Origin of the sequence: Brevundimonas sp. (genome assembly GCF_965278935.1) — a bacterium.
In the GTDB taxonomy this organism is placed as follows: domain Bacteria; phylum Pseudomonadota; class Alphaproteobacteria; order Caulobacterales; family Caulobacteraceae; genus Brevundimonas.
This window is the reverse complement of the sequence record NZ_OZ257124.1, coordinates 2,275,577-2,300,054: the sequence shown is the minus strand read 5'-3', so window position 1 is coordinate 2,300,054 and position 24,478 is coordinate 2,275,577. Positions and strand designations below refer to the sequence as shown.

The following is a 24,478-nucleotide window of genomic DNA, read 5'->3' as shown; positions in this document are numbered from 1 at the left end:
ATGGGGAGCCTTAGATAGGCGTTCTCTCTCCCGGCGGGAGAGGGATGCCTTGCCTAGGCGGCCAGACCCGCCTTCTTCAGCGTCTTGTAGGCCTTGATGACGCGCTGGAGCTTGGCTTCGGCGCCGCGATCGCCCTGGTTCAGGTCGGGGTGGAAGCGTTTCAGAAGCTCGTGATAGCGCGCCTTGATGCCCGGCTTGTCGGTGCGGAGATCGAGGTCGAGGTCGGCCAGGGCCTGGCGCTCCAGCTTGCCGATCCGCAGGCCTTCTTCCTCGCGCACCGCCTGTTCGCGGACGCGACGACCAAACAGGCCGAAGCTGTCCTGCCAGGAGCCGGCGCCGGTGGTGTTGGCGGTGCCCATCTTCGAGGCGAAGGCGGCGGCTTCGCGCGAGTTCTTGCCGGCCTTCATCTCCCAGGTGGGACGGCCGCCGGTCATGGCCTCGTTTTCCTGGGCCGCGCGGACCTGGGCCTCGTTCATGCCGGCGTAGAAGTTCCAGCCCTTGTTGTACTCGCCTGCGTGCGGCTGGCAGAATTCATAGAAGTCGTTGAGCCGCTCGCGCGACTTCGGCGCCCGGGCTGTGGCGGCCTTGGTGCAGTCGGGCCAGTCGCACGGTTTCTCGCCGGGCTTGAGACGCAGGACATCGGCCTCGGCTTCGGCTTCTTCGCCGGCCTTGGGCGGTTTGATCCGCATGTCCTTGAAACGGGGCTTGTAGTCGAATGACGCTGGCATTGATCCCAGTGTAGGGTCGAATTGGTCACCATCAAGGAAACCGACATGCCGGAAGGCCCGATCGCGTCGATTATGCGGGAAAAACTGACAGCCGCGTTCCAGCCGACACGGCTGGAGCTCGAAGACGACAGCTGGAGGCACGCCGGACACCACCACGAAGGCGGCATGGACGCCCAGCCCGGCGGCGAGAGCCACTTTAATCTGACCATCGTCTCACAGGCTTTCGCAGGCATGGGGCGTGTACAGCGCCAGCGGTCCGTCAATGCCGTGCTGGCGGCGGAACTGGCCGGGCCGGTGCACGCCCTGTCGATCAAGGCCCGGACCCCCGACGAAGCCGGTGGGTGAGGAAAGATCAGCGTTCACTTCGTCTTAGAAGGTTCGTCATAGCGTCACCTCGGTTGGTTTGTGGACGCTGGGGAACGTATGGTCGGATCCGAGGACATCGGCAAAAGCCTCGACTCGGGTCGATCGGCAGGGGTCAGCGCCAGCGAGGCTGCGCAGGCCCTGACCGCGATTCTGCAAACCCAGTATCTGCGCTACATCATCATCGGCAGCTGGGCGGTCGGCCTGCTCGGCACCGTCGGCTGGGTCCCGGCCGTCGTCTGGTTCATCGGCACGATCGGCGCCGGCGCCATCCGCGGCAAGTTCGAAAAAAGCATGGCCGGCCGGGTCGACGCAGGATGGGGCCTGCTGTTCCCCGCCGTAGCCACCGTGACCACCGCCGCCTGGGCCTCCGCGCCGCTGATGGCGTGGTTCGCACCCCACCCCTTCGGACAGCCCCTGGCCGTGGCCCTGCTGATCAGCGGCTATGTGTTGGTCTTCGCCCAGCTTAGAAGCTCGCCGAAACAGGCGATGGTGATTTCGTCGCCCTATACGGCCGTAGCCCTGATCATCGCCGTCAGCCTGTGGGGCGGCCCGATGTTCTGGTCGTTCCTCAGCATCATGCCGTTCACCGCCGCCGGCATGTTCGTTCTGGTGACCATGACCATGCTGCGGGAAGAGCGAATCCGCGCCTTCCAGGAGCACCAGGCCCACCTGATCGAGGAACTGCAGGGCGCACGCGACAAGGCCGACGCCGCCAACCAGGCCAAGTCGAACTTCCTCGGCGTGATCTCGCACGAATTGCGCACGCCGATGAACGGCGTGCTCGGCGCGGCCCAGCTTCTGGGCGCGACGCGTCTGGAGACGACCCAGCGGGAGTATCTGTCGATCATCCGCAACTCGGGCGACAACCTGTTGAGCCTGCTCAACGACATCCTCGACATGACCAAGATCGAGGCGGGCAAGATGACGTTCGAGATCATCGACGTCTCGATCGACGACCTGCACCGCCGCGTGACGGGCCCGTTCGTTGCCCAGGCCGAGGCCAAGGGGCTCGATTTCCGCTCCACCTTCGTCGGCGAGACGCCGGCCGTGGTGAGGGGCGATCCCCTGCGCGTCTGCCAGGTGATCCAGAACCTGCTGTCCAACGCTGTGAAGTTCACCGACGCCGGCGTGATCGACTATCGCGTCGAGTCGACCCGGATTAACGACAGGCGGGTCGCATTCGCCTTCTCGGTGACCGACAGCGGCTCGGGCATCGCCGAGGCCGATCTTGAACGCCTGTTCCAGCCCTTCACCCAGGCCGACGCCTCGTCGACCCGCCGGTTCGGCGGCACGGGCCTGGGCCTGACCATCGCCCGCCGCATGGCTAATATCATGGGCGGCGACATCACCGTGACCTCGACCCTCGGCCAGGGTTCGACCTTCACCCTGATCGTCGAGGCGGACGTGGTCGAGTGGCAGGCCGTGACCGAGGCGGAGGCCATCGACGCCGACGTGGGCGACGGCGAATGCCTGAACGTGCTGGTGGTCGAGGATCACCCGGTCAACCGCATGATCCTGGAAGCCTGGCTGGGTTCGGCCGGCCATTGCACCGCTACCGCCGAGAACGGCCAGATCGCCGTCGATATGGCGGGTCAGCAGCGGTTCGACCTGATCATCATGGACGTCAACATGCCCGTCATGGACGGACTGAGCGCCACGCGTCTGATCCGCACCAAGGGCCCGAACGCCGAGACGCCGATCGCCGTCCTGTCCGCCTCGGCGCGGAACGAGGATCACGAGGCGGGTCTGGAAGCCGGGGCCGACGCCTATCTGAACAAGCCGATCGACTTCGCCGCCCTGGCCCAGTTAATGCAGAAGGTGCGCGGCGGCCGGCCCGGCCTGCGGGTCGCGGTCGATATGGGCGAAACAGCGGCGGCCGCCTGAACCTGAGGTGAGCGGCGTCGTTCAGACGCGGCTCAACCGCTCGATCCTAGTGTGGGGGCAAGTCGGAAGTCCCCGACCATTAGGAGTAACCGCCGTGAAGAAGTTCACCACCGCCGCACTGGCCGCCCTGATCGCCGCCGGCTCCATGGGTGTCGCCTCGGCCGCTGACGCCCAGTCGCGCCACGAGCGCAACGACCGTCAGGAGCAGCGTCAGGACCGCCGCGACGATCGCCGCGATGATCGTTCGGACCGTCGTGACGACCGTCAGGAATGGCGCCAGGACAATCGCGACGATCGTCGCGAGTACCGTCAGGAAGCCCGCAACTATGACCGCTGGCAGCGGTCGGAACGTCGCTACAACGCCGGTCGCTACAGCCCGCCGCGCGGCTATCAGGTCCGTCAGTGGAGCTATGGCCAGCGCCTGCCCAGCTACTATTCGCAGGGCTATGTCGTGAACGACTACAACCGTTACGGCCTGCGCGCTCCGCCCCGGGGCTACCACTATGTCCGTTCGGGCAATGACGTGGTCCTGGCCGCCGTCGCCGGTGGTCTGATCACCGCCGTGATCGCCGGGCTGTTTAACTAAGAGCCTACTGCTCGGCGCACGGCGCCTCGCGACTTGAGGCTCGTGTGTTGCGATCTTCGCCCCGGAGGGAGACCTCCGGGGCGTTTTCGCGTTTGGTGTTGGCTGTGCCGTTACGAGGTTGAATGCGCGCCTTCGCCGAACTGCTGGACCGCCTGGCGCTGACCGGGTCTCGGAACGCCAAGCTGGTGTTGCTGCGCGACTATCTGCGCGCGACGCCCGATCCAGACCGGGGCTGGGCGCTCGCAGCTCTGACCAGCGAACTGGTGTTCAACGACGCCAAGCCGGCGATGATCCGGAGGGCCGTGGAGGCGCGGGTCGATCCCGTGTTGTTCGGCTGGTCCTACGACTATGTCGGCGACCTGGCGGAGACCGCGGCCCTGATCTGGCCCACAGACCCCGCCTATCGACCCAACCGCGAGCCCGAGCTGGGCGAAGTCGTCGATGCGCTGGCCGCCGCCAAACGGGGGGAGGTGCAGGGGCTGATCGAGGGCTGGCTGGATGCGCTGGCGCCCAAGGGGCGATGGGCGTTGCTGAAGCTGGTGACTGGCGGGATGCGGGTCGGGCTGTCGGCGCAGCTGGCGCGGACGGCAGTGGCGATGATGCGACCGGAGACGGTCACCGAAGCGCCGGAGCCCGGGGGCGGGGAGGCCACGACGGTGCTGGAGCCCCTCACTGCCGCCGACATCGTCGAGGTCTGGCATGCGGTGAAGCCGCCTTATGCCGAATTGTTCGCCTGGGTCGAAGGGCGGGCGGAACGGCCCGACACCGAAGCGCCCGGCCGGTTTCGGCAGGTCATGCTGGCCGTCGCCATCGACGAGGCCGTGGATTTCGACAAGCTGGCCCCCGTCGACTACGCCGCCGAATGGAAGTGGGATGGCATCCGGGTGCAGGCGGTGCGCGAACAGGGGGTGTCGCGGCTGTACTCGCGGCACGGGGACGAGATCACCAACGCCTTCCCCGACCTGATGAACGCCCTGACGTTCGAGGGGGCGATCGACGGGGAGCTGTTGGTCATGCGCGACGGGGCGGTGGCGCCGTTCGGGGACTTGCAACAGCGGCTGAACCGCAAAACGGTGGATGCGAAGCTGATGGCGGCCTATCCGGCGTCGCTCTATGCCTACGACCTGCTGGGCGAGGCGGGCGAGGATCTGCGCGGGCTGCCGCTCAGAGAACGGCGCGCACGGCTCGAGGCGGTGGTCGCGGGCCATGCCGGCGAGCGACTGCATCTGTCGCCGGTGGTCGCGTTCGACAGCTGGGACGGCCTCGGTGTTCTGCGCGCCGACCCGCCGGTAGGGGCGGCGGCCGAGGGGCTGATGCTGAAGCGATGGGACAGCCCCTATGTCGCCGGGCGGCCGAAGGGGCCGTGGTTCAAGTGGAAGCGCGATCCGCACACGGTCGACTGCGTGATGATGTACGCCCAGCGCGGGCACGGGAAGCGATCGAGCTTCTACTCCGACTACACCTTCGGCGTCTGGACGACCGAGGGGACGCTGACCCCGGTGGGCAAGGCCTACTTCGGCTTCACCGACGAGGAGCTGAAACAGCTGGACAAGTTCGTGCGCGACCACACGGTGGAGCGGTTCGGGCCGGTGAGGTCGGTGCGGGCGGAGCGGTATTTCGGCCTGGTGCTGGAGATCGCTTTCGAAGGCCTGCAGCGATCGCCCCGCCACAAGTCGGGTGTGGCCATGCGGTTTCCGCGCGTCAGCCGCATCCGCTGGGACAAGCCGGCGCGGGAGGCCAATACGCTGGACGATGTGATGGATCTGCTCGACTCGCTCGAAAGCGGCGGCGGGCGGGTGGCGAAGGTCTAGCGGGGTCTGCGCCGGGTGCGCCACGCCCTGTCGACCTGATCGGTGACGCCGCACAGCTGCAGGAAGGTGACCACGGCGACCGGTGCGGCGACGGCGGCGACGGCCAGCAGGGCGAAACCCGCGGGCAGGGGCGCCGCGGCCTCGATCATCAGCGGGATGAGGCCCCAGCGCGCCGGGAAGGGCTGAACGTCGATCGCCGGCTCGGCGCGCAGGTGCGGGCAATGCTCAAGCGACAGGTCGGAGCATCGGCGGTGCAGTGGGGCGATGGCTCCGGCGTCGACGATGACCTGTTCATCGGCGATCGTGGACGGCAGGCCTGTCGCCCGTCCGGAAGCGCGCAACGTGCCGGCCGCGAGACGACGGGCGACCTGGGTGACGCGGTCGTCCGGAGCTGTCGGCTGGCCGCACATCGGGCAAAGCATTCGCGTCATGCTGAGCCGCTGACGCAGCAGATGGTTCTTCGAATATTCCGGCTTGCCGAACCCCGCCTGTTCGGCCTGGACCAGCGCCAGCTGGCCGCCGACGGACGGGCAGGGACGGACGCCCTCGATCGGTTCGGCGGTCCAGCTGGTGACCCACGGCACATCGACGCCGACGACCAGTGACGATTGACGCAAGGCCTTGCTCCTCCCCAGAAATTTGTACCCTGCGCCTGGCGATGGCTGGCGTCGAGAGGGGTTAAAAGTGAAGCTGGCGGGTTCCAAATCGGGGCGCAGGCGTTAGACCCCGCTCATGTCTTCCAGCGCCGCCACTCTCGACACCCTGATCGCCACCGGACAGCAGGCCGTCGCCGTCGATACGGTGATGTTGGCCAAGCTGACTCAGATCGCCGGGGACTTCGCGGTCAATCTGTCGATCGCCCTGATCATCTTCGCGGCCACGATCTTCGCCGCGCGCTGGGCGGCCGGCGCGACGCGCAAGGGTCTGAGTCGGGTCCGCGGCTTCCGGCACGATCCGACGGTGCTGAGCTTCGCCGTACAGGTTGTGCGGGTCATCGTCTTCCTGATCGGCTTCATCGCCGTGTTGCAGCGGCTGGGCGTGCAGACGACCTCGATCATCGCGGTGCTCGGCGCGGCGTCTCTGGCGGTGGGTCTGGCGCTGCAGGGGACGCTGTCGAACGTGGCGGCGGGGGTGATGCTTCTGGTGCTGCGGCCCTATCGTGTCGGCGATCTGGTCAATATCGGCGGGAATGTCGGCAAGGTGCAGCGGCTGGACCTGTTCTTCACCCAGCTGTCGGACGCCAACAATGTGAAGATCATGGCTCCGAACGGGAAGGTGTTCGGCGACATCATCCTGAACCTGTCGGGCCAGAAGACGCGCCGGATGGAGCTGAAGATCAGCGTCGGCTACCGCGACAGCCTGAACCTGGCCCGCGAGGCTCTGGTCGGCGCGGCGTCGAGTATCGAGGCCGTCCTGCCTGACCCGGCGCCCTGGGCCGGCGTGACCGACCTGCTGGACAGTTCGGTCGAGATGACCCTGGCGGCATGGGCTAAGTCGGAGGACTACTGGCAGGCCCGGGCCGACGTATTCCAGGCCGCCAAGGAGGCGCTGGACGCTGCCGGCATCGAGATTCCTTTCCCGCACCAGGTGGCCGTCCCCTATGGCGACGAGGATGCGCCGATCCCGAAGGCGGCGGAGGGGCTGCACGGTTTGCGCGGCCGGACGAATCCCCGCAGCGCCGGCTTCCAGACCCACCCCGACGAAGACCAGAACGAGGCCTGATCCGCGATGCGCTACGACTTTGGATCGGACAACACCGCCGGCATGGCGCCCGCCGCCCTGCAGGGGCTGATCGACGCCAATGCGGGGTTCGCCAAGGCTTACGGAGCGGACGACATCACCGCCCGCGCGGCCGACCAGATCCGTCGCCGGCTGGATGCCGATGCCGAGATCCGGTTCGTGTTCTCAGGCACCGCGGCCAACGCCATTGCCCTGTCGATGCTGGCCTGGCCGCATGAGGCCGTGCTGGCCCACAACGCCGCACACGTCTGCACCGACGAGACCGGGGCGCCCGGCTTCTTCGGTCAGGGCGTCGGCCTGATCGGCCTGCCGGGTCTGTCGGGCAAGATCGACCAGAAGGCGCTCGACGCCGCGCTGGACGAGCCCGAGGTCGGCCATCGCCAGCCGCCGGCCGCCCTGTCCCTGACCCAGTCCACGGAATACGGCGCGGTCTACACCGAGGAAGAGCTGCGCCACCTGATCGAACCGGTGAAGGCGCGGGGTTACGGCGTGCATATGGACGGCGCGCGGCTGGCGAATGCGGCGGCGGCGGGCTTCGACCTGACCCAGATCGCGCGCCTCGGCGTCGATGTGCTGGTGTTCGGCGGGGCCAAGGCCGGCGGTCTCTGCACCGAGGCCATCGTCATGTTCGACAAGAGCCTGGCCCGGCGCGTGGACAACCGTCTGAAACAGGCCGGACAGACGGCGTCCAAGGGGCGGTTCCTGGCCGGCCCCTTCCTTGGACTGCTGGAGACCAACGCCTGGGAGGACGGCGCCGCCCACGCCAACCTGATGGCCCAGAGGCTGGCGGCGGGTATCGCCATCCGCTCGCCCTATGTTCTTGCCCACCCGGTCGAGGCCAACGCCGTCTTCGTGCGCATGCCGGCCAAGGCGCATGCGAAGCTGAACGCCCTCGGCTGGGCCTGTTATCGCTTCGACGACGGTTCGGTTCGGTTCGTCTGTTCCTGGGCGACCGAGGAAGCGGCGGTGGATGAAGTCATCGAGGCCATCGCGGGCCTTTCGTGAGCCACCGGCGCAGTCCATATCGGTCGGATGGCGCGTGGTGAACGATCGGGACAACGGGGCGGTGGTGGCGGCATAGAGGCGAAGGCGCAGAACGCCGGCGTCGCGACCGAACCGTCCGTCGATCCCAAGACGATCCCGGCGCTGATGGATCTGATCCGGCTGGTGGGCCGGTCCGGCGCGCCTCAGCTCAGGGTGAGGCTGATCGTTTCGATCCTGCTGACCATCGCCGGCAAGGCGTTGGGCGTGCTGGCGCCGCTGGTGCTGGGCGCCGCGGTCAATCATCTGGCGGCGGGCCAGCCGGCGGGAGTTTCGGTCGGGCTCGCGTTCGCCGGCTTCGCGGTCGGCTGGGCTATGGTGCGGTTCCTGTCGGCTGCTGCGCCACAGCTGTCGGACGTGGTGTTCGCCCCCGTGCGGGCGGCGGCGCAGCGGACGGCGGCGACCGAGACCTTCGCCCACGCCCTGAGCCTGTCGCTCGATTTCCACCAGACCAAACGGTCGGGCGCCCTGTCGCGGACGGTGGATCGCGGATCGCGGTCCGTCGATTTCCTGTTGCGGATTCTGGCCTTCAACCTCGTACCGACCGGGCTGGAGCTGATCCTCGCCGCAGGCGTGCTGGGCGGGGCCTACGACTGGCGGTTCGCGGCCGTCGCCGTGGTGGTGGTGATCGTCTACACGGTCTTCACCTTCTCGATCTCCAACTGGCGGATCGAGCATCGGCGGACGATGAATACGGCCGACACCGAGGCGGCGGGGCAGGTCGTCGACGCCCTGATCAACTACGAGACCGTCAAGTCCTTCGGGGCCGAGACCCGCGCGGCGCTCGGCTATGACCGGGCCCTGGGCGCCTACAACGAGGCGGCGCTGAAGGCGAACAGCTCGCTGGCCCTGCTGAACGCGGTCCAGGGCCTCATCATGAACGTGGGCCTCGGCGTCATGGCCGTGATGGCCGGGTTCGAGGCGGCGGCCGGGCGGATGGGACCGGGCGACGTCACGGCGGCGGTGCTGATCCTGATCTCGCTCTACGCCCCGCTCAACATCCTCGGCTTCGCCTATCGCGAAATCCGCCAGTCCTTCATCGACATGGAGGAGATGCTGAAGGTCACGCGGCAAACGCCGCAGGTCGCCGATGCGCCGCATGCGCCGGATCTGGCGCGGCCTCGCGACCAGAAGGGCGGGGCGCTGGCGTTCGAGGACGTCTCATTCCGCCACGATGCGCGGGCCAACGGTCTGGAGGATGTGTCCTTCACCGTCCGGCCGGGAACGACGACGGCGCTGGTGGGGCCTTCGGGCTCAGGCAAGTCAACGATCGTCAAGCTGGCGCTGAGGCTGCTGGACCCGCAGGTGGGCCGCGTCGTGATCGACGGCGCGGACGTGCGCGACGTGACCCAGTCCTCGCTGAGGCGGGCCGTGGCCTTGGTGCCTCAGGACGTGGCCTTGTTCAACGACACCCTGGCGGTGAACATCGCCTTCGCCCGTCCCGAAGCGACCGGGGAGGAAATCTGGGCGGCTGCGGAATCAGCCGAACTGGCCGAGTTCATCCGCAGCCTGCCCGACGGCATGCAAACCAGGGTCGGCGAGCGCGGCCTGAAGCTTTCGGGCGGCGAGCGTCAGCGGGTAGGCATCGCCCGCGCCCTGCTGGCCGATCCCTGCATCCTGATCCTCGACGAGGCGACCAGCGCCCTCGACAGCCGCACCGAGGCCGCGATCCAGAAGACGCTGCGAAAGGCCAAGGCGGGCCGCACGACCCTGGTGGTCGCGCACCGTCTGTCGACCATCGCCGACGCCGAGCAGATCCTGGTGCTGAAGGCCGGGCGGATCGTGGAGCGGGGTGCGCACCATGAACTGGTCGCGCGGGTCGGGGGCGAATACGCCGCGCTCTGGAAGAAGCAGACGCGCGGCGCGCGGCTCGGACTGGACGGCGAGCGTCAGTCCGCAGGCTGATCGGTCGTCGGGATTTTCCGCTTCACCATCTGATCCAGATTGGCGAGGATTTCGGTGCGCGCCGCATCGGCTTGCGGCGGCAGGCTCAGGATCAGTTGCAGCGCTTGGGCGTGGACGGTGACGATCCGCCAGTCGAACGGCGCGCCCTGTTCGGCCGCATCGATCAGGTCGCACAGACCGGCCGCGGCCCTGCACAGGTCGTCGCGGTCGAACGGGCCCGCGGCGTCGATGACCGCCCGCCCGATCTCATAGGCTTCGTTCAGCGCCAGGATCGGGTCCTGACCGGCGGTGGGCGGACGCAGGGCGGCGAGGCGGGCGATGCGCTCCGCCACGATCTCCTGGCCCTGAAGCTTCAGATCGTCGAGATTCGCGCGGGCCTGTGCCATGGCGACGCCGACGCTGAGACCGCCCGGGGTGTCGATGATCGACGACAGCCGCGAGGTGCGCGGTTTCCACATGACGACGCTCATGCCGCGGGCTCCCCGGCGGCGGCCTTGTGGGACAGATGCTCGGCCAGGCGGACCATGTCGGCGCGGCGCTCGTTCTCCTTGAGCGGCCTGGACGCCTTGAAGCGGCGATCGGGCCCGGAATAATCGCCGGCCTCCAGGAACGGCCGATTGTCGCGGGCGACCCAGATGATCCGCTCCAGCACCACAGCGGCGCTGAACGGCTTGGTCACCAGATGGTTGGCGCCGCAATCGCGGACGTCCGCCACCTTCGAGCGACGCACGTGGCTGGCGGTCATGATGACCGGCACATAGGCGTTCGGCTCCAGCCCCGACCGGCGCAGCCAGCGCACCAGGCTGTGACCGTCCATCTCGCAGTCGATGATCAGCAGATCGATCGGGTAGAGCTTAAGCAGATCCATCGCCTCGGCAGGCGTCCGGACAGCATACTTCACGCGGATGCCGAAGCCCTGCAGGGCCTGGATCGTCACCTCCATGCTGAAGGGCGCGTCATCGACGACCATGACGACGGCGCCGGTCAGGTTGAAGACGGCGCTCTCGCGCAGGGGCTCATCGACGGCGCTCACGCGCGGCGCCCGGTCTTGGCCGTCGGAAATGGCATTGGGAAGGAAACTCAGGTCACTAAGGGCCTGAAAGTCGCTGTTCCCCCTCTACGCGAGGTTAACGACTCAGACGCTGCGGCCGATGGCGTAGAAGCGATCCGAGCGCTGCTTGCGCAGCTCGGCGGGCGACAGGGGCAGGAGCTGCTGCAGTTCGTCCCAGACCGCGTCGCCGACGGCCGTGATGGCCGCCTCCCGGTTCGAATGGGCGCCGCCGACGGGTTCCGGGATGATGCGATCGACGATCTTCAGGCCCAGCAGGTCGGGGCCCGTGATCTTCATGGCGTTGGCCGCGTCCCTGGCGCGCGCGCCGTCGCGCCACAGGATGCCGGCCGCGCCCTCGGGTGAAATGACCGAATAGATCGAGTGTTCGAGAATCAGTACCCGGTTCGCGGCGGCGAGGGCGATGGCGCCGCCGGATCCGCCTTCGCCCGTAACGGTGGCGATCATGGGCGTGCCCAGGATCAGGCCCCGCTCGGTCGAGCGGGCGATGGCCTCGGCCTGACCGCGCTCTTCGGCGCCCAGACCCGGATAGGCGCCGGCTGTGTCGACGAACGTCAGGACAGGCAGTCCGAACCGGTCGGCCATGTCCATCAGGCGGACGGCCTTGCGGTAGCCCTCGGGGCGCGCCATTCCGAAATTGTGGGTCAGGCGGGTGGCGGTGTCGTGGCCCTTCTCATGGCCCATGACGACGACGGCCTGGCCGCGGAAACGGGCGAGACCGCCCAGGATGGCCTGGTCGTCGCCGAACTGGCGGTCGCCGCGCAGCTCGACGTAGTCGGTGAACAGGGCGTCGAGATAGTCGATGAAATGCGGGCGCTGGGGGTGGCGGGCGACCTGGGTCTTCTTCCACGGGTCCAGCTCGGCATAGGTCTTCTTGCGAAGCTGTTCGGCCTTCTTGCGCAGGCCCTCGATCTCGGTCTCGAACGAGCCGGAGGTGGCCGACAGCAGACCGAGCTCCTCGATCTTGGCCTCCAGATCGGCGATCGGCTTTTCGAATTCGAGATAGTGCGTGGCCATGAGGCGTCCGGAAGGGGCGGGCGAAACGGCCCAGTCGCAAGGCGGCGGAACCTAGAGAGGTCAACGCATCGGAGCAAGCGGGGGTTCAGACGAACCCGGTTCGATGCGGCGTTCGATGCCGACAGCTGCGAGGAAGGCCTCGTCGTGGCTGACAACGAGAAGCGCCCCGTCGTAGGCGCGCAGGCCCGCCTCCACCGCTTCGATCGAATCGATGTCGAGATGGTTGGTCGGCTCGTCGAGGATCAGGAAGGGCGGGGGCCTGGGCCCGCCCAGCACGCAGGCGAATCCGGCCCGCAGCTTTTGACCGCCCGACAGGTCGCCGACGATCTGGAGCGCGGCGTCGGCGCGGAACATGAACCGGGCCAGGGCGGCGCGGCAGGCGTTCTCGTCGATCCCGGGATGCAGGCGGCGGAAATTGTCGCGGATCGACAGGGCGGGATCGAGGATGGCGACCTGCTGGTCCAGCATGGCGACAGGCACGGACAGGCGAACCCTGCCTGAGGTCGGGGCGAGGGCGCCGGTGATCAGGCTGAGCAGGGTGGTCTTGCCGGACCCGTTGGGGCCGGTGATCGCGATCCGCTCAGGGCCGGCGATGTGCAGGGACAGGTCGGTCAGGACGGGATGGCCGGGGACGTACCCGGCCGTGACGCGATCGAGCGCCAGCACCTCCCGGCCGATGGGCAGGCCGGTCGGGGGCAGGGTCACGGTCAGGGGCTGGAGCACCTCGATGCGTTCGCGGGCGACCGCGGCAGCACCCTCCGCCTGTTCCCGGCGGCGTTCGGCGAGGCGGGACTGTTCGCCGCCGGTATCCTCGGCGCGGTCCTTCCTCATTCCGAGCAGGATTTTGGGCTGGTCGCCCCGGGCGGCGACGGCGCGCCCGGCCTTGTCGGAGCGGGCCTTGCGTTCGGCGGTCTGCCGGGCCGCGCGGGCGAGGTCGGTCAGTCGCTTGTCGGCGTCGGCGAGGTCGCGACGGACGGCCTCAAGTTCCAGCGCCTTCCTGGCCCGATATGCGGTCCAGTTCCCGCCGTAGCGCGTCGCGCCGAGGGTGGTCAGCTCGACGATGGCGTCCATCGTCTCCAGCAGTTCGCGGTCGTGGCTGACGACGATCGCGCCGGATCGCCACCCGGACAGCAGGTCGATCACGGCCTGTCGTCCTACGCGGTCGAGGTTGTTGGTCGGCTCGTCGAGGATCAGCCAGTCGGGCTCTGCCAACAGCAAGGCGGCGAGGCCCGCGCGGGTCCGCTGGCCGCCGGACAGGGTCGCGAGACGGGTCTCCGGCGTCGCGTCCAGGCTCAGCCGCCCGAGCGCCGAGACGATGCGCGCCTCCAGCGTCCAGTCGGCGCGGGCCAGGTCGTCGGCGTCGGCCTCTCCAGCCTCGGCGCGGGCGAGGACGGCGAGGGCGTCGCGCGCCTCGAACAGGTCGGCGACGGTCTCCTGCTCATCGACCTGTACGGTCTGGCGCAGAACGGCGAGCCGGCCGTGGATCGTCAGGCTTCCGGCCTGAGGCGTCAGCCGGCCGTCGATCAGGCGCAGCAGGCTGGTCTTGCCCACACCGTTGCGCCCCACCAGCCCGGTGCGCTCGGCGCCGAAGGTGAGGTTGAGACTGGAGAAGAGAGGCGAACCGCCGGGCGGCGCCCAGGCGAGATCATTGACGACGATGGAGGCGGACATGGCTTTCCCGATGCAAGGCTTTGAGGGGCGGTTGCGGTCGGGAGGGGATCACATGGTCGCGGCGGGCCTTCGTCAGGGGCTGAGCGTCAGAGGCTAGGGGAGGGTGTGGGCGGGATCAAGGCGCGGTTCTTGAACACGCGGGCCTGAGGGCGCATCATGATCTCGGACGCATTGCGTCCCATCCGCCCCGGCAGTCATGCGCGGGGCTGAGCCACACTTGGACATCAGGTGAGGCGGAAAAGTGGAAACCCCAAAAACGAAACGCGCCCGGCGGCGCCGAGATCTGGCGCGCAAGCGGGATGAGGCCCGGCGCATCTATCCGCACGATCCAAAAGCGCGTGCAGCCGAGCATCTCAAGGTCTGCTCATGCTGGATGTGCGGCAACCGTCGTCGACAAGGCGCGTCGGAGGCGCTGACGGTTCAGGAGCGGCGAGCTTCCGCGGCGGAGCGTGAGTTTCTAGCCGAGTCCCTTACTCATCGCGCGCCAGCGGATGATGCCGGTTGACCACCTGAGTCAGGCGATCCGTCGCAACGTGGGTGTAGATCTGGGTGGTGGCGATGTCGGCGTGGCCCAAGAGCGTCTGCACCACCCGCAGATCGGCGCCGCCTTCCAGAAGGTGGGTCGCGAAGGCGTGGCGGAGGACGTGGGGGCTGACGCGGGCCGGATCGATGCCGGCGTCGGCGGCGGCCTGATCCAGCATCTGGGCGAAGCGGCGAGGCGTCAGGTGGCTGGTGGTCGTGCCGGACGGGAACAGCCAGGGACTGTCCGGGGGCTTCTCGGGCCGGGCCGCGTCGCGGACGGTCAGCCAGGCCTTCACTGCTTCCCGGGCCGAGGCGTTGAGCGGGGCCAGCCGCTCCTTGCCGCCCTTGCCGCGTACGATCAGGTAGGCGGGATCGCGGCGCACCGCCTCGACGCGCAGGGCCAGCAGTTCCGACACCCGCAGGCCCGAGGCGTAGGCCAGTTCGACGAGGGCGATCATTCGCACGCCCGAGGCGCCGTCGCGGGCGGCGGAGGCCGTCAGCAGGCCAACGACCTCGTCGCGTGTCAGGGTGCGGGGCAGGGATCGGCCCTGTTTGGGGGCGTCGAGACGGCGGGACGGATCATCCGCGCACCAGCCCTCGCCGAGCGCGAACCGGTAGAACTGACGCACGGCCGAACGCCGGCGGGCAGCGGTGGCGGCGGATAGCCCGCGCGTCGACAGGCTCGCGTACCAGGCCTCGATCGCTGTCTCGTCGGCGCCCATCAGGCCGGGGACGCCCAGCGACGCCTCCGCATCGGCGAGGTCCCGGGCATAGGCCGACAGGGTGTGGGGCGAGGCGTCCCGCTCGACGGCCATCATCTCCAGGAAGGCTTCGACCTGGGGCGTGGTCATCACAGCGATACGGTCCGTCGGCGCTGGCGAGCGGCGGCGCTTGGTGTAGAGACTGAAGCTACCATGCCTTGCCGTAACTCCTCCCGCCGAGATCGACCGTGAGCGCCAGACCCTCGGCCGCCGCGATTCCCGTCCCGACCCGCACCATAGCGCTGGTGGGGCTCATGGGGGTGGGCAAATCGACGGTGGGACGCCGGCTGGCGCAGCGGCTGGGCCTGCCCTTCGTCGACGGCGACGACGCCATCGAGGCGGCGGCGCGGATGACCGTCTCCGAAATCTTCGCCCAGCTTGGAGAGGCCGAGTTCCGGGCCGGTGAAGCGCGCGTCATGCGCCGCCTGCTGGAAGGCCCGCCGATCGTGCTGGCGACCGGCGGCGGGGCGGTGCTGAACCCCGAGACACGCGATCTGATGAAGGAACACGCGACCTCCGTCTGGCTGAGGGCCGACCTGAAGGTCGTGGCCCAGCGGGTGCAGCGTCGCGACACCCGGCCCCTGTTGCGCGGCAAGGATCCGCTGGTCGCGCTGGAGGCTATGGCCGAGGTCCGCTACCCCGTTTACCAGGCGACGGCGGATGTCACGGTCGATGTCGGCGCGGGCGCTCACGCCCAGGCCGTCGAGGCGATCCTGTCGGCGCTGAACGACTACTGGACGGGCGGAGCGACGGCATGACGACGGTTTCGGTCTCCGGAGGCTCGTTCGCGGCCTATGACGTCGTGGTCGGACGCGGGCTGCTGGCCGAGGCGGGCGCGCGGATCGCCCCGCTCGCGCGCGGGCGTACGGTGATCGTCTCCGACGAGACGGTGGCGGCGATCCACGGGCCGGCTCTGCAGGCGTCGCTGGCGGCGGCGAGCGTGACATCGGAGATCGTGGCGGTTCCGGCGGGCGAGGCGTCCAAGTCCTTTCCCGAGCTGGAGCGGCTGTTGGACCGGCTGCTGGCGGCCGGACTGGATCGCAAGGATGTCGTCGTGGCCCTGGGCGGCGGCGTGGTCGGGGACCTCGCCGGCCTGGCGGCGGCCCTCTACATGCGCGGCATCGATTTCGTGCAGGTCCCGACGACCCTGCTGGCCCAGGTGGATTCGTCCGTCGGCGGCAAGACGGCCATCGACACCCCGCGCGGCAAGAACATGGTCGGGGCCTTCCACCAGCCCCGGCTGGTGCTGGCCGACATCGACGTTCTGGCGACCCTGCCGGCGGTGCAGCTGAGGTCCGGATGGGCGGAGGTGCTGAAACACGGGCTGATCTGCGATGCGGCCTTCTTCGACTGGCTGGCCGGAGACGGGGCCGATGGCGTGCGCGGCGATCCGGCGGCGCTGGAGCAGGCCGTGGTGCGCTCGGTCGAGATCAAGTCCGGGATCGTCGGCGAGGATGAAAAGGAGGCGGGCCGTCGCGCCCTGCTGAACCTCGGCCACACCTTCGGCCACGCTATCGAGGCGGAACTGGGCTTCGAGGAGGCCGCGCTGGCGCACGGCGAGGCCGTGGCCCTCGGCTGCTGCATGGCTTTCCGGTTCTCGGCGCGGCAGGGGCTGTGCCAGGCTGCAGATGCTGAGCGGGTCGAGGCGGTGATCGCCGCCGCCGGCCTGCCGACCCGTCTGGATCAGGCGGGCGAGTTCTCTGCCGAGGCCCTGCTGGCCCGGATGGCGGGGGACAAGAAGGCGGAGGCCGGGGGTGTGACCCTGATCCTCGCGCGCCGCATCGGCGACGCCTTCACGCAGAAGTTCGCCGACGCGACGCCGATCCTCGACTTCCTGCGCGAAGAGGGCGCTGTCTAGTCGATCGCCCGGCATTCCGTCGGCTGACGACCGTCCGCGGTCCAGGTGGCGAGGATTCCCTTGCCGCGTAGCTCATAGGCGCTGGCCTTGTACCAGATGCCGTCCGCCGCTCTTTCCTGATACAAATCCACCGCCTCGCCGTTGGAGTTGCGGACCGTCGCCATGGCGCGTGGGTTGTCGAAATCGACCGATAGCCGCTCGCCGTTGTCGCACAGATAGACGGTGCGGATGACGCGGTTCAGGGCGCGGTCCTGGACCTCGGCGCCCGTGCGGCGTCGCGCGGTCTGGGCTTCGACGGCCCGCTGGCGGACGGCCTCCCCGTCGGTCGGGGCCTTGGCAGGCTGCTTGCCGCAGGCGGACAGGGCCGAGGCTACGGCCGCGATCAGGATCAGGTGACGCATCTGTCTCTCTACCGCGTAACAGTCAGGCTTGGCTAACGGGCCGAACGGAGCGCCGTTCCCGGAAGAATCCTCGCAACATCGCAGCCGCTTCGTCGGCCAGCAGCCCGCCCTCGGTCGTCGGCCGCGAATGCAGGGTCGGCTGCTCGAACAGGCGGGGCCCGTGGATGACTGCGCCGCCCTTGGGATCATCCGCCGCCCAGACCACGCGGCCGATTCGGGCGTGGCTGATGGCGCCCGCGCACATGGCGCACGGCTCCAGCGTCACATAGAGGGTCAGGCCGGTCAGGCGATAATTCCCCGTCGCCACGGCGGCCGCGCGCATCGCGACGATCTCGGCATGTGCTGTGGGATCGCAGGTCCCGACAGGGCCGTTCGCCCCGGTCGAGATGACTGTTTCGGTTGCTTCATCGACCACGACGGCGCCCACAGGCACCTCTCCGGCGTCCGCCGCCGCTTGCGCCAGGTCCAATGCCATGCGCATGAACCGCTCATCATGGCCCGCCATACCGACGACAACGACAAGAAGCCCCGCCCCAGTCAAGCCCTGAGGGCGCACAAGCCCGGCGATCGGCCCAAGAGCGGGTCCGCGCGACCCGGCTCGGCCTCCGCCGCGAGCTTCCAGACCGTGACCAAACCGCTCGAGGGCGGCCGGGGCTCGAGCGGCCGCGCCTATGCGCCCGACAAGGGCGCGCGGCCGGAGAAGCCGATCAAAGGCAAACGCTATTCCGACGACTCGAAGGGTGCGGGTCCCAAGGGTGCGAAGCCCGGCGGCAAACCCGGCAAGGACGCCGCGCCCGCCGAACCGAAACGCAGCGAACGCATCGCAAAGGCCATGGCCCGCGCGGGCATCGCCTCGCGCCGCGAGGTCGAACGGCTGATCGGCCTGGGCAAGGTGGCGGTCAACGGCCGTATCCTCGACACGCCGGCGACCCTGGTGACCCGGGACGACGTCATCACCGTGGACGGCAAGCCGATCGCCGCGGCCCAGGCCACGCGCGTCTGGCGCTACAACAAGCCGGTCGGCCTGCTGACCTCGCACAACGATCCGCAGGGACGCCCCACGGTGTTCGACGCCCTGCCCAGCGGTCTGCCGCGCGTGATCTCGGTCGGGCGACTGGACATCAATACCGAAGGCCTGCTGCTGCTCACCAACGATGGGGAGCTGAGCCGGGCGCTGGAGCTGCCTGAGACAGCGTTGGTGCGTCAGTACCGGGCGCGGGCGCGGGGACGCGTCACCCAGGCCGATCTCGACCAGCTAAAGGACGGCGTCACCGTCGACGGCGTCCGCTACGGCCCGGTCGAGGCGACCATCGACAAGGCCACGACCAAGGAAGACGGCAGTCAGGCTGCCAACCTGTGGATCAGCGTCCAGATCGCCGAGGGCAAGAACCGCGAAGTCCGCAAGGTGCTGGAATCGGTCGGCCTGACCGTCAACCGCCTGATCCGTCTGGCCTATGGGCCGTTCCAGCTGGGCACGCTGGCGACCGGCTTGGTCGAGGAAGTCGGCCCCCGCGTGATCCGCGAGCTGCTGGGCGAACACATCCGCCCCGACAACCTGCCCGAGGGCAATACCGTCGCCACCCCGGCCCCTGTGCCGGGGCGCCGGACCAGCACGCCGAAGGTGGCGGGCGTTTCGGGCTCGGCCATGTCGGACCCGTCTCGCAAGCCGAGCCGCGTCCGCGCCGCCGAGGACGCCCACGTACAGGGCGTCGAACGCGCCAACCGTCCGCCGAAGAAGGCCGGCTGGGCCAAGGCCGCGCCGCCGAACCCGCGCGGTCCCTCGACCAAAAAGGCCTGGACGCCACGCGAAGGCGCCGCAGATGGCGAACGCCCGGCGCGCGTGTTCAAGCCGCGCGAGGACAAGATCATCGGTCCGAAGTCGGCGACCTGGGCCCGTGACGGAGACAAATCCGGCAAGGCCGGGCCAAAGCGTGACTTCAAGCCGCGCGACGGAGCCGCGCCGCGTTCGAGCGGTCCCCGGACCGGCGGAAAGCCCGGCGGATCACGCGGACCCTCGCGAGGCTAGTCCCGCCGGACGCCAGTCGCGCGGGCCGTCGGCCAGCCGCTCGATGACGATCAGGACGACGACGGCGGTGAAGAGTTCAGGCCCCAGCAGGGTCCACTCGGCCTTGCGGCCCACCTCGGACGCCGCGGACATCGGCTCTCCGAACAGGGTGATCATCAGGTTGTTGCCGAGGTGGGCGCCCAGGGCGAACTCGATCCCGCCGAGCCGGATCGCGGCCCAGGTCCAGATCGCGCCCGACAGGGCGCGGGCTATGAAGGCCACCGGGTCAGGGTCGAGATGGATCGCCGAGAAGAGCACGCCGTTGATCAGGCACAGGACCACGGGATGGCGGACGATCTGGCTTGTCAGCCGGAGCAGGACGCCGCGACAGACGATCTCTTCGGCCGCCGCCGCGATCAGCAGTCCGACCACGCTGGCGATCAGGAAGAGCGGCCGCGTCCAGTCGGCATAGAGCGGATTCGTGATCGGCGGCGACCATTCCGCACCCATCCAGACATAGACGGGGAACAGGATCGCGCTGACGCAGGCCATGGCCACGAAGCCGACTCCGAGGTCCCATCCGTTGAAGCGGCGGTCCGGCCATAGAAAGTCCGACGGTGAGCGACGGTACGCCACGACCGCGGCGGCCAGAACCGCGAGGGCCACGGTGATCAATATGGTCCCGAGAAGCAGAGCGAAGACGCTTTCGTCGAGCAGCCTCGATGGCGTGTCGGGCAGGGGGCCCGACATCTGCAGATGCTCGGTCAGGCCGGGTACGAGGCGGACCAGGACGGCCAGCGCCGCGGTCGCGCCGAACACGAACAGGACCGACAGAAGGATGAACCCGCCAAACCGGAACCACGGCCGGTCGCTGGCCAGGCTCGACAGCATCGGCGACCGTCGCGCCAGGGGGACGGCGCGGATCAGGGCTTCATATGGAGACATGACCGACCGTTGCATTGCGTCGGCGTTTCGGTCCAGAGGCAGGCCATGAGGATCGTCGCCGGAAAGCTGAAAGGTCGCGCTATCGTGGCGCCGGAAGGACAGGGCACACGCCCCACGTCGGACCGGGCGCGTCAGGCTGTGTTCAACGTGCTGGAGCATGCCGCATGGGCCGAACCCCTCCAGGGTGCGCGGGTGATGGACCTGTTCGCGGGGTCCGGAGCGCTCGGGTTCGAGGCCATGAGCCGGGGCGCGGGCTTCTGCGTCTTCGTGGAGATAGACGACGACGCGCGCGGCTCGATCCGCGAGAACGCCGACGCCTACGGCCTGATGGGGGCGACGCGCGTGCATCGACGCAGCGCCGTCGAACTGGGAGTGCGACCCGGATCGGACGGAGAAGCGTTCGATTTCGCCTTCCTCGACCCACCCTACGGCAAGGGCTTGGGTGAGCAGGCGCTGCAACGGCTTCTGGACGGCGACTGGCTGAAACCCGGCGCTGTCGTCGTGTTCGAGCGCGGGTCGGACGAACCCGAGATCGACACGCCCGGCTATGACAGGCTGGACGCGCGGGACTACGGCGCCGCGCGGGTCCTGTTCCTGAGGGTCATGGCTCCGACAGCGCCCTGAGAGCGGCCTCATGCGCGGCGATGCGGCGACGGCATCCGCGCGCGTGCGCGCCGTATCCTGCGATACAGCCGATCAGCACGATCACGCCGATCAGCAGCGTCGCGACGCTTCGGTCCGACTCCGGCGGAACGAGGAGGGCGATGGCGGCGACGAAGATCAGTCCGGCCAAGCTGATCGCCACGCCGGCCCACGCCCAGCGCCGACCCAGCCTGGCCTGGCCGATGGCCGAACGCAGCACCGCCTGCGGGGTGTCGGTCAGCAAATTGGATCCGTCGCGACGCGACCAGAGCGTCATGACGAGAGCGAAGGCGACGAACAGCACGGCCGCGAGTGCGGCGGGCCAAACCAGGTCCCGGATCGCGACCGACCAGACGAGAACGGCCAGCACGACAGCGCCGCCGGCCAGTTCCACGATGAAGTTCAGTCGGGCCAGCCGGGCGCGGCGTCTTAACCGTCGGATCAGGTCCGGGTCGGGGCGAAGCGGTTCCGGCGGGCCTTCGGTCCAGACCTGGGACAGGTCGGACCAGTCGTCGGGCGGGGTCATGGCCGGGGCTCCGGGTTCAGCGTCTGGCGCAGGGCGGCCTTGGCCCGGGTCAGGCGGATCGATACGGCGTTGGCGTTCAGGCCCAGGATCTCGCTGATCTCGACGGGCGTGAACCCTTCCAGCGTCAGCAGGGCGGGCTGGCGGAGCGACAGGGGCAGGGCGCGGACGGCCTGACCCAGACGCGCCTGCAGATCACGCGCCTCGGCCGCGTCATGGGGCGTGGGGTCGGCCGAGGGGGCGGCCTCGTCCAGAGGCTGGCGGCGCGGCTCGGCGGCCTCGCGCGCGACGTGGGTTATGGCGCGGTTGTGGGCGACGCGGGCGATGAAGGCGCGCAGCGGCGCCGGCCCCCGATGGCTGGGCAGGGCGCGCCAGACGGCCAGCAGGATGTCCTGTTCCAGCTCGCGGCGTCGCTCGCGGTCGGCCTCATAGGCCGAGGCGATGCGGCGCAGCATGGCGCCGTTCTCGACCAGCACCGCCTCGAATGTCGCGTCGCGTCCCAGCGGGCGTCCTCCCGAAAAACCCGTCCTGCGATGAAAGACTCGGCGTGGCGGCGAGACTTTCAGGTCGGGCGCTGAAAAACGAAAGGACCCTCCCATGACTCTCGATGCCGAACCGACCGCCGCCGCCTCGCCGGGCGTCCTGACTCGAGGACGAGGCTTCCTGGGCGTGCTGGCGATCCTGATCGCCGTGATCGCCGTTTGCGCCTGGATTTCGCTGGGCGTCGGCCTCTATCTCGACGTGGAACGCCAGACGCGTTTCATCCTGGCGATGGTCGCCGCCCTCGCGACCGAAGGCCTCTTCTGGATCGTCGCGGCCTGGCTGGGCGTGTCCGTCTTCGAGGCGCGGCTGCGCATCTGGCGTCGCCTCACCGGACAGAAGGCCTGACGCCCTGGGACGCGCGCGACTATGGCGCCGCGCGCGTCCTCTTCCTCAGGCTGTCACCAGCCGCGTGACGAGACGCGGTTGTCGAGCTGGCTGCGCATGCGCGCCAGTCCCTCGCGGTTGATCCGATATGGGCCTCCGCCAAGCGACTGGATCAACCCCTTGGTCTTCAGCTTCTTCCACACCGACAGGGTGCAGTCTTCCAGCCGATAGCCGTCGCGGGTGATGCAGTCGGCGTTGAGGATGCGGCCGTCGGGATCGCGCTCGAGCACGATCGCGCCGCCTTGCGCCAGGGCGTGCAGCGTCCGCTGCTCCGCACGGGAGATGTTCATTGGATATGTCCGTGATGTCGTGAAGGCTCACGCCGACGCAGTCACGCCGACGGGTGATCAGAGGCTTCGACAGGCAGCGCCGTCGGCCTCAGGCCTTTCGCGCAATCTCGGACATAGGCATTCCAGAAGGGTGGATCGCCACTCTACCCTCTCCGGATCAGTCGCACCAACCCTCCAACTTGAGAGCGAGCGGTCTCACCTCTAGATTGTATATCGGTGATATGCAAAACTGCCTGATCGTTAGTCGGGGACGGTCATGTCGAGATTCATCATCCTGCCCATTGTGTTGCTGATCAGCGGGTGCAGCGCGGGCGTCTACACAGAGGAGGTCACCAGTCTGGCGACGGCGGGACGGGTGCTGGCGGCCGCTCCAGCGACCTATCAGACGGCCCGGTACGAACTCGATGTTCAGGACTATCAACTCGGCCTGATCGACGGCGCCCTCAGCGGAGAATTTCCGACAGACGATCCAGACTGCGCGACCGATATAGAGGAGGCCGACGCCGCCTACCGGGCCGCCGCCGACGCACCCGGGTCTACGGCTGCCCAGATCACGGCCGCGTTCGAACGGCTGCGGGACGTCGCAGCCTGCGGACTCGGGCCATCTGCGCCCCCGCTCTCCGGCGCCTATGTTGTGCCTGCCCAAGAAGCTTTGCTGGTCAAACGGCTTGGGGAATATCTGACCGGGCTTGAAGCCATCGTGGGCGGCAAGACTGTCACCGAGATCGCCGCAGCCCTGGCCGAGGCCAAGGCTGCAAGCAGCGGCCTGGCCACCGCTGCTGACGCCCCCGGAGTTGTCGGCGTGGCCTCCGATCTGGCGTTCGATCTCTTTGCGGCAACGCTCGAGCATAAGCGCTACGCGGCCTTGCGCGAGGCGGTCATCGCGTTTGATCCCGCATGGCGAGAAGCGGCGCCCGACATCACGGCATTTCTTAGAACCCATCATCGCAGTCTGCTCAGCGATCGCCTCAGTTCCGCACGGATCACGCGCGCGACCATGGCCGCCGCGCTGGCGCGGAGCGTGATCAACGATTGCGACGAAGCCGCCGGACGTGCGGGGTTTTCGAATGAGCAATCCACAAGCCTTCGGGCGAGTTGCAACGCGGCGACGGAAGACTCGCGTCGCGCCTTGGTCGAGTCGGTCGGTGAGGTTCCCCGCGGCTTTGCCGAACCGGCTACACTCGCCGCCTACGACCGTTTGAATCCCTTTTTTACCGCACGCAGCGCCGAGGTTCGAACGACCCTGGCCGTCGACCCCGCCACGACCGTAGCGGCATTCACGGCTGCACACGGCAAGCTGGTCGAGGCTTTGAACGATCCGGATCGGCAGACGGCCGGGGTCTTCCAGGCCATCGCCGATCTGGTCACCAGCGCGCGGGCGTTGGAACAAGCGATCGAGGGAGATGATGAATGACAGTACCTGCGGAAATTGCCGATGCCGTCATCAAGGCCAAGGCCGCTGTCGCAAAGGCTGAGACGGTGCTCATCACCGCGTTGAACGCGAACCCACGGGTCACCGGCGTCGTGCCGGCCGCACGCGACGCCCTCGCGAAGGCCAGGACGGCGGAACGGGCGGCGTTTGACGCGGAGGCCGGCGCCAACCTCGACTCGCCCGGGGTCCGAAATCTTTTGGCCGTGTTGGCCGTGATCAACGGCAACCTCAAGGAGGTCACCGATGACCTTAAGGAAACACTGGAAGACCTTCAGCGCTTCGCCAAGGTCGCCAAGGGGTTCGCCGGCCTCCTGAAAGCCTTCCTCGGCTGAACCGACGCTCCTGCCGCCGTCC

General features: G+C 68.7%; 27 protein-coding genes. 14 read left to right on the top strand and 13 right to left on the bottom strand.

Annotated features, from left to right (window positions below; all coding sequences use genetic code 11):
* Nucleotides 1–53 precede the first annotated feature (53 nt).
* Nucleotides 54–728 (bottom strand): J domain-containing protein, encoded by a 675-nt coding sequence (locus ACQY68_RS11585; RefSeq protein ID WP_428149582.1) that lies wholly within the window; start codon nucleotides 726–728, stop codon nucleotides 54–56.
* A 45-nt stretch (nucleotides 729–773) separates the two neighbouring features.
* Here ACQY68_RS11585 and ACQY68_RS11580 point away from each other — a divergent pair, with 45 nt between their 5' ends.
* From ACQY68_RS11580 to ACQY68_RS11565, 4 genes are all read left to right on the top strand, one after another.
* The gene (locus ACQY68_RS11580; protein WP_428149581.1) at nucleotides 774–1,073 is read left to right on the top strand and encodes a BolA family protein; all 300 of its coding nucleotides are present in this window, start codon (nucleotides 774–776) and stop codon (nucleotides 1,071–1,073) included.
* A 78-nt stretch (nucleotides 1,074–1,151) separates the two neighbouring features.
* Nucleotides 1,152–2,978, top strand: a complete 1,827-nt coding sequence (locus tag ACQY68_RS11575) for an ATP-binding protein (protein ID WP_428149580.1) — start codon at nucleotides 1,152–1,154, stop codon at nucleotides 2,976–2,978.
* 94 nt (nucleotides 2,979–3,072) lie between these two features.
* Nucleotides 3,073–3,564, top strand: coding sequence for an RcnB family protein (locus ACQY68_RS11570; protein WP_428149579.1), 492 nt, complete (start codon nucleotides 3,073–3,075; stop codon nucleotides 3,562–3,564).
* Nucleotides 3,565–3,686: 122 nt separating this feature from the next.
* On the top strand, nucleotides 3,687–5,375 hold the full coding sequence (locus tag ACQY68_RS11565) for a cisplatin damage response ATP-dependent DNA ligase (protein ID WP_428149578.1): 1,689 nt from the start codon (nucleotides 3,687–3,689) through the stop codon (nucleotides 5,373–5,375).
* On the opposite strand, the gene ACQY68_RS11560 is transcribed toward ACQY68_RS11565, so the two are convergent.
* Nucleotides 5,372–5,992, bottom strand: coding sequence for a hypothetical protein (locus ACQY68_RS11560; protein ID WP_428149577.1), 621 nt, complete (start codon nucleotides 5,990–5,992; stop codon nucleotides 5,372–5,374). The genes ACQY68_RS11565 and ACQY68_RS11560 overlap by 4 nt on opposite strands.
* A gap of 115 nt (nucleotides 5,993–6,107) precedes the next feature.
* Here ACQY68_RS11560 and ACQY68_RS11555 point away from each other — a divergent pair, with 115 nt between their 5' ends.
* Genes ACQY68_RS11555 through ACQY68_RS11545 form a run of 3 tightly spaced genes read left to right on the top strand, consistent with a single transcriptional unit; the run spans nucleotide 6,108 to nucleotide 10,061 of the window.
* A complete protein-coding gene (locus ACQY68_RS11555) occupies nucleotides 6,108–7,097 on the top strand; it encodes a mechanosensitive ion channel family protein (RefSeq protein ID WP_428149576.1) in 990 nt (329 codons plus the stop codon).
* Between the two features lie 6 nt (nucleotides 7,098–7,103).
* Entirely contained in the window at nucleotides 7,104–8,120 is a 1,017-nt protein-coding gene (locus tag ACQY68_RS11550; RefSeq protein ID WP_428149575.1) for a threonine aldolase family protein, read from the top strand.
* Nucleotides 8,121–8,147: 27 nt separating this feature from the next.
* Nucleotides 8,148–10,061, top strand: coding sequence for an ABCB family ABC transporter ATP-binding protein/permease (locus tag ACQY68_RS11545; RefSeq protein WP_428149574.1), 1,914 nt, complete (start codon nucleotides 8,148–8,150; stop codon nucleotides 10,059–10,061).
* Here ACQY68_RS11545 and ACQY68_RS11540 read toward each other — a convergent pair.
* From ACQY68_RS11540 to ACQY68_RS11520, 5 genes are all read right to left on the bottom strand, one after another.
* Nucleotides 10,046–10,531, bottom strand: coding sequence for a chemotaxis protein CheE (locus ACQY68_RS11540; protein ID WP_428149573.1), 486 nt, complete (start codon nucleotides 10,529–10,531; stop codon nucleotides 10,046–10,048). The two genes, ACQY68_RS11545 and ACQY68_RS11540, sit on opposite strands and share 16 nt — an antisense overlap.
* Nucleotides 10,528–11,094, bottom strand: coding sequence for a response regulator (locus ACQY68_RS11535; RefSeq protein WP_428149572.1), 567 nt, complete (start codon nucleotides 11,092–11,094; stop codon nucleotides 10,528–10,530). The genes ACQY68_RS11540 and ACQY68_RS11535 overlap by 4 nt, the downstream gene beginning before the upstream one ends.
* Nucleotides 11,095–11,196: 102 nt before the next feature.
* A complete protein-coding gene (locus tag ACQY68_RS11530) occupies nucleotides 11,197–12,147 on the bottom strand; it encodes an acetyl-CoA carboxylase carboxyltransferase subunit alpha (protein ID WP_428149571.1) in 951 nt (316 codons plus the stop codon).
* Nucleotides 12,148–12,207: 60 nt separating this feature from the next.
* Entirely contained in the window at nucleotides 12,208–13,818 is a 1,611-nt protein-coding gene (locus tag ACQY68_RS11525) for an ABC-F family ATP-binding cassette domain-containing protein (protein WP_428149570.1), read from the bottom strand.
* Between the two features lie 470 nt (nucleotides 13,819–14,288).
* Nucleotides 14,289–15,191, bottom strand: coding sequence for a tyrosine recombinase (locus ACQY68_RS11520; RefSeq protein WP_428149569.1), 903 nt, complete (start codon nucleotides 15,189–15,191; stop codon nucleotides 14,289–14,291).
* 164 nt (nucleotides 15,192–15,355) lie between these two features.
* On the opposite strand from ACQY68_RS11520, the gene ACQY68_RS11515 reads away from it, so the two are divergent.
* Both ACQY68_RS11515 and aroB read left to right on the top strand, forming a co-directional pair.
* Nucleotides 15,356–15,859 carry a shikimate kinase gene (locus ACQY68_RS11515; protein ID WP_428152648.1) on the top strand — a complete coding sequence of 168 codons (504 nt, stop codon included), beginning with the start codon at nucleotides 15,356–15,358 and terminating at the stop codon, nucleotides 15,857–15,859.
* Nucleotides 15,856–16,959 (top strand): 3-dehydroquinate synthase, encoded by a 1,104-nt coding sequence (gene aroB / locus ACQY68_RS11510; protein WP_428149568.1) that lies wholly within the window; start codon nucleotides 15,856–15,858, stop codon nucleotides 16,957–16,959. Before ACQY68_RS11515 ends, aroB begins: the two co-directional genes overlap by 4 nt.
* Here the strand turns inward: aroB and ACQY68_RS11505 are convergent.
* The gene (locus tag ACQY68_RS11505) at nucleotides 16,956–17,360 is read right to left on the bottom strand and encodes an MliC family protein (RefSeq protein ID WP_428149567.1); all 405 of its coding nucleotides are present in this window, start codon (nucleotides 17,358–17,360) and stop codon (nucleotides 16,956–16,958) included. The genes aroB and ACQY68_RS11505 overlap by 4 nt on opposite strands.
* A gap of 22 nt (nucleotides 17,361–17,382) precedes the next feature.
* Nucleotides 17,383–17,841, bottom strand: a complete 459-nt coding sequence (tadA, locus tag ACQY68_RS11500) for a tRNA adenosine(34) deaminase TadA (RefSeq protein WP_428149566.1) — start codon at nucleotides 17,839–17,841, stop codon at nucleotides 17,383–17,385.
* A gap of 12 nt (nucleotides 17,842–17,853) precedes the next feature.
* Here tadA and ACQY68_RS11495 point away from each other — a divergent pair, with 12 nt between their 5' ends.
* Nucleotides 17,854–19,386 (top strand): pseudouridine synthase, encoded by a 1,533-nt coding sequence (locus ACQY68_RS11495; protein ID WP_428149565.1) that lies wholly within the window; start codon nucleotides 17,854–17,856, stop codon nucleotides 19,384–19,386.
* On the opposite strand, the gene ACQY68_RS11490 is transcribed toward ACQY68_RS11495, so the two are convergent.
* Nucleotides 19,363–20,310 carry a CPBP family intramembrane glutamic endopeptidase gene (locus tag ACQY68_RS11490; protein WP_428149564.1) on the bottom strand — a complete coding sequence of 316 codons (948 nt, stop codon included), beginning with the start codon at nucleotides 20,308–20,310 and terminating at the stop codon, nucleotides 19,363–19,365. The two genes, ACQY68_RS11495 and ACQY68_RS11490, sit on opposite strands and share 24 nt — an antisense overlap.
* Nucleotides 20,311–20,355: 45 nt before the next feature.
* On the opposite strand from ACQY68_RS11490, the gene rsmD reads away from it, so the two are divergent.
* On the top strand, nucleotides 20,356–20,934 hold the full coding sequence (rsmD, locus tag ACQY68_RS11485) for a 16S rRNA (guanine(966)-N(2))-methyltransferase RsmD (RefSeq protein WP_428149563.1): 579 nt from the start codon (nucleotides 20,356–20,358) through the stop codon (nucleotides 20,932–20,934).
* Here the strand turns inward: rsmD and ACQY68_RS11480 are convergent.
* Together ACQY68_RS11480 and ACQY68_RS11475 are read right to left on the bottom strand one after the other, a co-directional pair.
* Nucleotides 20,912–21,478 (bottom strand): hypothetical protein, encoded by a 567-nt coding sequence (locus ACQY68_RS11480; protein ID WP_428149562.1) that lies wholly within the window; start codon nucleotides 21,476–21,478, stop codon nucleotides 20,912–20,914. The two genes, rsmD and ACQY68_RS11480, sit on opposite strands and share 23 nt — an antisense overlap.
* Nucleotides 21,475–21,930: an RNA polymerase sigma factor gene (locus ACQY68_RS11475; RefSeq protein ID WP_428149561.1), complete on the bottom strand. Its 456-nt coding sequence runs from the start codon at nucleotides 21,928–21,930 to the stop codon at nucleotides 21,475–21,477. The genes ACQY68_RS11480 and ACQY68_RS11475 overlap by 4 nt, the downstream gene beginning before the upstream one ends.
* Nucleotides 21,931–22,072: 142 nt before the next feature.
* On the opposite strand from ACQY68_RS11475, the gene ACQY68_RS11470 reads away from it, so the two are divergent.
* Nucleotides 22,073–22,363, top strand: coding sequence for a hypothetical protein (locus ACQY68_RS11470; RefSeq protein ID WP_428149560.1), 291 nt, complete (start codon nucleotides 22,073–22,075; stop codon nucleotides 22,361–22,363).
* 53 nt (nucleotides 22,364–22,416) lie between these two features.
* On the opposite strand, the gene ACQY68_RS11465 is transcribed toward ACQY68_RS11470, so the two are convergent.
* On the bottom strand, nucleotides 22,417–22,692 hold the full coding sequence (locus ACQY68_RS11465) for a YjhX family toxin (protein WP_428149559.1): 276 nt from the start codon (nucleotides 22,690–22,692) through the stop codon (nucleotides 22,417–22,419).
* A 256-nt stretch (nucleotides 22,693–22,948) separates the two neighbouring features.
* Between ACQY68_RS11465 and ACQY68_RS11460 the strand changes: the two genes are divergently transcribed.
* The gene (locus tag ACQY68_RS11460) at nucleotides 22,949–24,106 is read left to right on the top strand and encodes a hypothetical protein (RefSeq protein WP_428149558.1); all 1,158 of its coding nucleotides are present in this window, start codon (nucleotides 22,949–22,951) and stop codon (nucleotides 24,104–24,106) included.
* Entirely contained in the window at nucleotides 24,103–24,456 is a 354-nt protein-coding gene (locus ACQY68_RS11455; protein WP_428149557.1) for a hypothetical protein, read from the top strand. The genes ACQY68_RS11460 and ACQY68_RS11455 overlap by 4 nt, the downstream gene beginning before the upstream one ends.
* Nucleotides 24,457–24,478: the final 22 nt, after the last annotated feature.

Excerpts from the sequence above, each read along its gene's own strand:
- ACQY68_RS11455 (WP_428149557.1), top strand. The coding sequence starts at position 24,103 with ATGACAGTACCTGCGGAAATTGCCGATGCCGTCATCAAGGCCAAGGCC.
- ACQY68_RS11470 (WP_428149560.1), top strand. The coding sequence starts at position 22,073 with ATGACTCTCGATGCCGAACCGACCGCCGCCGCCTCGCCGGGCGTCCTG.
- ACQY68_RS11465 (WP_428149559.1), bottom strand. The coding sequence starts at position 22,692 with ATGAACATCTCCCGTGCGGAGCAGCGGACGCTGCACGCCCTGGCGCAA.
- ACQY68_RS11490 (WP_428149564.1), bottom strand. The coding sequence starts at position 20,310 with ATGTCTCCATATGAAGCCCTGATCCGCGCCGTCCCCCTGGCGCGACGG.
- ACQY68_RS11480 (WP_428149562.1), bottom strand. The coding sequence starts at position 21,478 with ATGACCCCGCCCGACGACTGGTCCGACCTGTCCCAGGTCTGGACCGAA.
- ACQY68_RS11505 (WP_428149567.1), bottom strand. The coding sequence starts at position 17,360 with ATGCGTCACCTGATCCTGATCGCGGCCGTAGCCTCGGCCCTGTCCGCC.
- ACQY68_RS11540 (WP_428149573.1), bottom strand. The coding sequence starts at position 10,531 with ATGAGCGTCGTCATGTGGAAACCGCGCACCTCGCGGCTGTCGTCGATC.
- ACQY68_RS11495 (WP_428149565.1), top strand. The coding sequence starts at position 17,854 with ATGGCCCGCCATACCGACGACAACGACAAGAAGCCCCGCCCCAGTCAA.
- ACQY68_RS11585 (WP_428149582.1), bottom strand. The coding sequence starts at position 728 with ATGCCAGCGTCATTCGACTACAAGCCCCGTTTCAAGGACATGCGGATC.
- aroB (WP_428149568.1), top strand. The coding sequence starts at position 15,856 with ATGACGACGGTTTCGGTCTCCGGAGGCTCGTTCGCGGCCTATGACGTC.
- ACQY68_RS11525 (WP_428149570.1), bottom strand. The coding sequence starts at position 13,818 with ATGTCCGCCTCCATCGTCGTCAATGATCTCGCCTGGGCGCCGCCCGGC.
- rsmD (WP_428149563.1), top strand. The coding sequence starts at position 20,356 with ATGAGGATCGTCGCCGGAAAGCTGAAAGGTCGCGCTATCGTGGCGCCG.
- ACQY68_RS11580 (WP_428149581.1), top strand. The coding sequence starts at position 774 with ATGCCGGAAGGCCCGATCGCGTCGATTATGCGGGAAAAACTGACAGCC.
- ACQY68_RS11575 (WP_428149580.1), top strand. The coding sequence starts at position 1,152 with ATGGTCGGATCCGAGGACATCGGCAAAAGCCTCGACTCGGGTCGATCG.
- ACQY68_RS11520 (WP_428149569.1), bottom strand. The coding sequence starts at position 15,191 with ATGACCACGCCCCAGGTCGAAGCCTTCCTGGAGATGATGGCCGTCGAG.
- ACQY68_RS11530 (WP_428149571.1), bottom strand. The coding sequence starts at position 12,147 with ATGGCCACGCACTATCTCGAATTCGAAAAGCCGATCGCCGATCTGGAG.
- ACQY68_RS11460 (WP_428149558.1), top strand. The coding sequence starts at position 22,949 with ATGTCGAGATTCATCATCCTGCCCATTGTGTTGCTGATCAGCGGGTGC.
- tadA (WP_428149566.1), bottom strand. The coding sequence starts at position 17,841 with ATGCGCATGGCATTGGACCTGGCGCAAGCGGCGGCGGACGCCGGAGAG.
- ACQY68_RS11555 (WP_428149576.1), top strand. The coding sequence starts at position 6,108 with ATGTCTTCCAGCGCCGCCACTCTCGACACCCTGATCGCCACCGGACAG.
- ACQY68_RS11550 (WP_428149575.1), top strand. The coding sequence starts at position 7,104 with ATGCGCTACGACTTTGGATCGGACAACACCGCCGGCATGGCGCCCGCC.
- ACQY68_RS11475 (WP_428149561.1), bottom strand. The coding sequence starts at position 21,930 with ATGCTGCGCCGCATCGCCTCGGCCTATGAGGCCGACCGCGAGCGACGC.
- ACQY68_RS11545 (WP_428149574.1), top strand. The coding sequence starts at position 8,148 with ATGGCGCGTGGTGAACGATCGGGACAACGGGGCGGTGGTGGCGGCATA.
- ACQY68_RS11515 (WP_428152648.1), top strand. The coding sequence starts at position 15,356 with ATGGGGGTGGGCAAATCGACGGTGGGACGCCGGCTGGCGCAGCGGCTG.
- ACQY68_RS11565 (WP_428149578.1), top strand. The coding sequence starts at position 3,687 with ATGCGCGCCTTCGCCGAACTGCTGGACCGCCTGGCGCTGACCGGGTCT.